General features: G+C 49.0%; 2 protein-coding genes and 1 pseudogene. All 3 read right to left on the bottom strand.

Features of this window, described 5'->3' with window-relative positions:
- Positions 1-247, bottom strand: a pseudogene (locus ACOCD2_RS21670) (anticodon nuclease); the annotation flags it as partial.
- 105 nt (positions 248-352) lie between these two features.
- On the bottom strand, positions 353-505 hold the full coding sequence (locus tag ACOCD2_RS21665) for a hypothetical protein (RefSeq protein ID WP_305801654.1): 153 nt from the start codon (positions 503-505) through the stop codon (positions 353-355).
- Between the two features lie 3 nt (positions 506-508).
- A partial coding sequence (locus ACOCD2_RS21660) for a restriction endonuclease subunit S (RefSeq protein WP_294031732.1) occupies positions 509-1,042 on the bottom strand: 534 nt, incomplete at its 5' end.

Raw genomic sequence — 1,042 nt, 5'->3', positions numbered from 1 at the left:
GGGCGATTGCCAGAAAGAAACACCAGATAAAGAGATTCTCCTCGCCACGCGAGACTTTGATATACGCCGGCTCCTCCGTGCCGTCGCTATTCGCGACCATCTCCCGCCAAAAGACGATGCTGCCGTTTGAATAATCGATCTCGAAATTGAAATCGGCATAACGGTGCAACAGAGGGCCGATGCGGCTCTCCATCTCCATCTCGGCCAAACCGCTGAAGAAGCGCGAGTCGGTATTCATTTTCAGCACCCGCTCACTGTCGTTCTCCAGATCATTGTCCCAGAAAAACAGATCTTCGGTGAAGGCGTTGAAATAGAGTGTGTCGCGAGAAACATCTTCACCATTCTCATTTATCTACTTGCCCAGCTCTTTGAAGGCCATGGAAAGCCGCGTCTTACCGGTGCCGTTGTGGGCGAAGAGTAACGTCACCTTCTTGTCTTGGTTGCGGAGATGCTGCGCCAGACCGTCGAGGTCATTGAAGGTCTGGATATTGTTGTTTTTCGCCATGGCTCAGGGCACATCTTGCGGGAAAAGCTGCTGCATCAGGCCTTTCTTGAGGTTCTTGAGGGCGTCGAGCTTGTGCGACTCCAGCCCGATCACCTCATCAAGGGAGGAGAGGCAGTGGGCGATTTTTTGTTGCTCAGAAGGGTTGGGAAATAATGCTACCAAGTTCGTTATTTCATTCTTATTAACTGAATCAAATGTCCCACCTTGAGAAATACTAACCCAGTGCGGCTCATACCATAATAACCATTGGTATAGAAACTCTTGGCGATCCTCACCTTTGACACAGAGAGCAGAAATTCCACGACCTATACAAGCATGATGCTCTGATTTTGCAACCATCCCAACCGGGGCTCTTACGCCAACAAGTATATCTCCGACCCAACATTCTCTTGTTATCTGGGACGCAAATAGTCTCGGGGAAGATTTTCTGTCCTTAATATCCGCATTCCCCTGTATCAACGGAAGTCCAATTCTTTGATCATTATATGAAGCAGATTTTGGGGAAGCACCCATGGAGATATTTGCTACCTCCCCCAA

Origin of the sequence: Thiolapillus sp., from assembly GCF_048562965.1 — a bacterium.
GTDB classification, from domain to species: domain Bacteria; phylum Pseudomonadota; class Gammaproteobacteria; order Chromatiales; family Chromatiaceae; genus Thiolapillus; species Thiolapillus brandeum_A.
The sequence above is the reverse complement of the archived record's forward strand: the minus strand, read 5'-3'. Positions and strand labels throughout refer to the sequence as shown.

Bases quoted from the DNA above. Each gene is read 5' to 3' on its own strand.
- ACOCD2_RS21665 (WP_305801654.1), bottom strand. From the start codon at position 505: ATGGCGAAAAACAACAATATCCAGACCTTCAATGACCTCGACGGTCTG.